The following is a 4,398-nucleotide window of genomic DNA, read 5'->3' on the forward strand; positions in this document are numbered from 1 at the left end:
CTTTTAGTCAGTCTACCGGTTTGGCTATAGATACCTACTTGTTCGATAAAGGCTTCGTAATCACTATTTTCTTCAACAATACGATTGACTGACAACCAATCGATATTTGTTCTTTCTCTAGCAGGAATCAAAATTTGGCTATCAAATAAAGATTGTTGATTCAGTAAAAGTACGCCGACACCATGTAGTCCTGATAGCATTTGCAATTCGGATTCTACAGATGAGTCCAAGTTTGCAGTCACTAAATACGCAAAGTTTGCCCAACTTGAATTTGAGACAGCTTGGAAGAAACTTTTGCGGACATTACTTCTGTTTAAGGTCTTTTTTACCTCAAAAGACCAAAGTCTAAACAATGCGTCATTACTTCCTCGAACACAAGCTCGTACAACATCACTCCAACCTTTATCTAAAGTCTCTAATGCAACGATATCAGGATGTAGCCAGTGATTACCGCCTAAGCCGCGTATATTTCTAGATTTATGTTCATCGATTCTGCGACAGTTGAGCCCCATATCTTCCGATAAATATGAGATTAGCAGGGGATACAAATCGTGCTCGCTAAAATAAGCTTGATTAAATGATAGGTATTCACTGGGTTCGTCTAAATCCTCAGCTTCCCCCTCAATCTTAAAATGAGGTTGTTCAGGTATCGATTGCCAATAATATTTTCTAGGTCTAGGTGTGTCTTGAGTAGCGACATTGGGACATAAACGTTTGGCTGTTTCAGTACGTTAACCACCCACCTCTGCTGCAAGCTGCCCGATCAAATCTTCTATAGTTTCATATCGAGGATTATTTCTCTTTTCTTCTAAATCATTAGGGTAGCGCTCTATAAATAGTTCAGCTAATTGCCTAGCGGTAAATAATTGGTCGGGATGATCGCGTAGAGTCTCTATTATCATCTGTACACGAGTGGTCATATTATTTTCCTAGCAGCAAACTGATAATAAAATTTAGCTATCAATAGTAGCATAAATTCATATTTGAGCCGATTACAGGCAATCAAATACATATTTAATAGAGTCAATCAAATTCATTAGAACGATATTAATCAAGTGATAAAATCTAATTATGACTATAAAAAATTAAAACTAGGCAGGTCTAAACTATAGTCAATATATGACCTTTGAGCTTTATCAATACAGTAATAAGTAAAGCTTTGTAAATGTCATAAAATAGTCATAAATGTGTCAAAAAATTGTAATTTAATAGCATTATTATAGCGCTTTAGATTAGCGGCAATTTCGTTATAGCAACGTTCGATGAAATCACGATATAGTATGAATATTCGACAATAATTCATTGAGTATAAAAGCTAGTGACTGTATTAATGCTGCTATTTACGACCTTACTCATCGTTGTTTAATTGCATACATAGTAACGCAATTGAGCAATGTTCCTTTTCTTTTATGCAAATAATTACCCATAGTCATCAACTAGCGACTCTTACTCAAGGATATCACCATGAAACTTGCTCCTCTATTTTTAAGCGTTGCTTTAGCAGCTGTTGGTTCTTCTGCGTTTGCCGTTAATATTACTGGCGCTGGCGCAACTTTTCCACAACCTGTTTATTCAAAGTGGTCAGCTGACTATCAAAAAGCTACTGGCAACCAAGTGAACTATCAAGGTATTGGTTCTTCAGGCGGCATCAAACAAATTCAAAGTAAAACTGTTGATTTTGGTGCCACAGATGCGCCAATGTCACCAGCAGAACTAAAACAAAGTGGCTTAATTCAGTTTCCTACAGTTATCGGCGGTGTTGTACCTGTAGTTAATATTAAAGGCGTAGGTCCTGGCCAGTTAAAATTATCAGGCCCAGTACTAGCAGATATATATTTAGGTAAAATCACTTCATTCAATGATGCTCGTATCAAGGCTTTAAACCCTGGCCTTAACTTACCAGCTGGTCCTATCACTACGGTTAACCGTTCAGACGGATCTGGTACTACTTTCATATTTACCACTTATTTAAGCCAAGTTTCTGGTACTTGGAAAAGCAGCGTTGGTGCTGATAAAACTGTAAAATGGCCAAACGTAGCTACTAGTGTTGGCGGTAAAGGTAATGATGGCGTGAGCAGTACAGTACAACGTGTACCAAACTCTATTGGTTATGTTGAATATGCCTATGCTAAACAAAACAGATTGGCTTATACACAACTATTAAACCGTGCTGGCAAGTATGTTAAACCTGACGACTCTACGTTTGCAGCTGCTGGTAACATTAATTGGGCTAAATATCCTGGCTTCGCTGTGACTATTACCAATATGCCAAACGCAAATGCTTGGCCAATTTCTGCAGCTACCTTTATTCTTGTTCCACAAAATGGTGGTGCAAAATCTCAAGATGTTGTTAAGTTCTTTGATTGGGCGTTAAGAACAGGTGATGCATCTGCCGCAGCTTTAGACTATGTACCTTTGCCAAAAGCGGCTGAAACTGCAGCTTTAAATGAAATGAAAAAAATCAAATAAAAGTTTAAATTTTCAATTTATATAATTGTTCAAAAACCTCACCCATTGCGGTGAGGTTTTTTTATAGGCTAACATTTTTCATGAGTTGTCAAAGTGGGCTTTTTGATAGCAAAGATAGAATCGGATAAGGTGCAGTGGCTCCGCCTGCCATTAACGCTTAGGGGATAGGGTAGATGATATTTGGGTCGTGGCCTAAGTTCATGTCGTAAAAGTCCTATTGCGAGGATTTAGACAGTGCATGACTTACTGTAGCAGGGTTTTGTTGATGGAGTGTTGAATAGAGGTTATTTAGTTGGTGAAAGGTAATTTTTTTATAAATACAACTACATTATTTAATGCTTTAATTCATCAAAAGTAAAGTCTAAGGCTTTATAACGAAAGTTTTCTCTTTTAAAGACTAAAAGGTATTAGACTATAACAACTATATACTACTTAGAGATGTTGTATGGAAAGCCAAGCAATTGAATATAAGTCTGATATTCCTATTAAAACCAATCAGTTAAAAGCTGAAATAGTTTCTTTTCTTAATTCAAATGACGGCATTATTTATCTAGGTGTCGATGATGATGGTAATCTCATTCCTAATAAAAGAGATGAGTTTAAGAAATGGGAGTTATTGCTTAGTGATTGGGTAAATAGTGCTTTTAACACCTCTGTTCATGAATTAGTTGAAATAAAGGTAACAGATGAGAGTTTTTTGATTTATATCAAAAAGGGAGACAAACCACCTTATTATTATAAAGACGGTCAAGGCTTTAATCCGAAAGGTATATATATTCGTGTAGGGAGTAGTAAGCGCCGTGCAAATGATGATGAAGTTAGACGTATGTTAAAAGCACAAGTTGCGGATGAATTTGATAGCCAGCCTATTATGAATGATAAGCAGCTTACTTTTCAATATTTAAAAGATAAGTTGTCAGAGTCTGATATTGAGTTTGATGAAAGTGGATTAAGACTACTTAGCGCCAAAAGACAATATAATAATAATGCACTATTACTAAGTGATCAAAACCCATTTTCTACCAAAATAGCGGTTATTGATGGTTTAGATATGGCATCTGACTTTTTGGCTAAAAAAGAGTTTAATGGTTCTCTTATTAAACAAATTGATATGACATTGGAATACATATCCCTATTAAATGATAAAAAAGTATCATTCACAGGGGCTCCTGCAAGGTTTGAGTACGAAGGCTATCCTTCTAAAGCCGTTAGAGAGGCAGTCATAAACGCATACGCTCATCGAGACTATTCTTTATCAGCAGATATCAAGGTCGAAATTTATGATGATAGGATGGAAGTATTTTCAGCAGGTGGGATTCCTGATGGTTTAAGTATATCGGATATTAAAAAAGGCATTAGTGCACGCAGAAACCCTAGCATCGTTCATGTATTAGACAAAATAAAATATATAGAAAACTTTGCAACAGGCATTAGACGAATTCTTGCTAGTTATAAAGATTTTGAAAAAGAACCAGAGTTTGTCGTTACTCCTAATCAATTCATGGTCATTTTATATAATAGGCATTATGCTGAAAATGATATAGTTAAAGAGAGTCCGCAAGGTAACATTTGGAAGAATAATCTTAGTAATGGAGAACAGTTTGAATTAGGATTCATTAATTCTGAGATAAAAGTAGTTAAGGAGGAAAATCAACAAGTGCAAATTTTTGAACCTAGTCTTGACTCAAAAGACGAAAAAATCATTAAATTATTAAAATTAAATAAAGAGCTTTCACGTAAAGAAATTCAAGAATATTTAAAAGAAAGTAAGACAAAGACATATCACAGATTAAAAAAATTGATTGAAATAGGCTTCATAGATACTCGTGGACAAAGCCGTTCGGTCAACTATTATTTAACTGATAATGAACGCAAATGAACGCAAATGAACGCAAATGAACGCAAATGAACGCAAATGAACGCAAATGA

The 4,398-nt window shown here is 35.5% G+C and carries 3 protein-coding genes and 1 pseudogene; 2 read left to right on the plus strand and 2 right to left on the minus strand.

Annotated features, from left to right (window positions below):
- A pseudogene (locus QZ265_RS09645) lies at positions 1–512 on the minus strand (HrgA protein); the annotation flags it as partial.
- Between the two features lie 219 nt (positions 513–731).
- On the minus strand, positions 732–920 hold the full coding sequence (locus QZ265_RS09650; RefSeq protein ID WP_296405678.1) for a hypothetical protein: 189 nt from the start codon (positions 918–920) through the stop codon (positions 732–734).
- A 544-nt stretch (positions 921–1,464) separates the two neighbouring features.
- On the opposite strand from QZ265_RS09650, the gene pstS reads away from it, so the two are divergent.
- The gene (pstS, locus tag QZ265_RS09655; RefSeq protein WP_296405680.1) at positions 1,465–2,469 is read left to right on the plus strand and encodes a phosphate ABC transporter substrate-binding protein PstS; all 1,005 of its coding nucleotides are present in this window, start codon (positions 1,465–1,467) and stop codon (positions 2,467–2,469) included.
- A gap of 445 nt (positions 2,470–2,914) precedes the next feature.
- Entirely contained in the window at positions 2,915–4,348 is a 1,434-nt protein-coding gene (locus tag QZ265_RS09660; RefSeq protein WP_296405681.1) for an ATP-binding protein, read from the plus strand.
- Positions 4,349–4,398: the final 50 nt, after the last annotated feature.

This window comes from Psychrobacter sp. (genome assembly GCF_018260395.1).
In the GTDB taxonomy this organism is placed as follows: domain Bacteria; phylum Pseudomonadota; class Gammaproteobacteria; order Pseudomonadales; family Moraxellaceae; genus Psychrobacter.

Coding starts and splice junctions, on each gene's coding strand:
- QZ265_RS09650 (WP_296405678.1), bottom strand. CDS start 920: ATGACCACTCGTGTACAGATGATAATAGAGACTCTACGCGATCATCCC.
- pstS (WP_296405680.1), top strand. CDS start 1,465: ATGAAACTTGCTCCTCTATTTTTAAGCGTTGCTTTAGCAGCTGTTGGT.
- QZ265_RS09660 (WP_296405681.1), top strand. CDS start 2,915: ATGGAAAGCCAAGCAATTGAATATAAGTCTGATATTCCTATTAAAACC.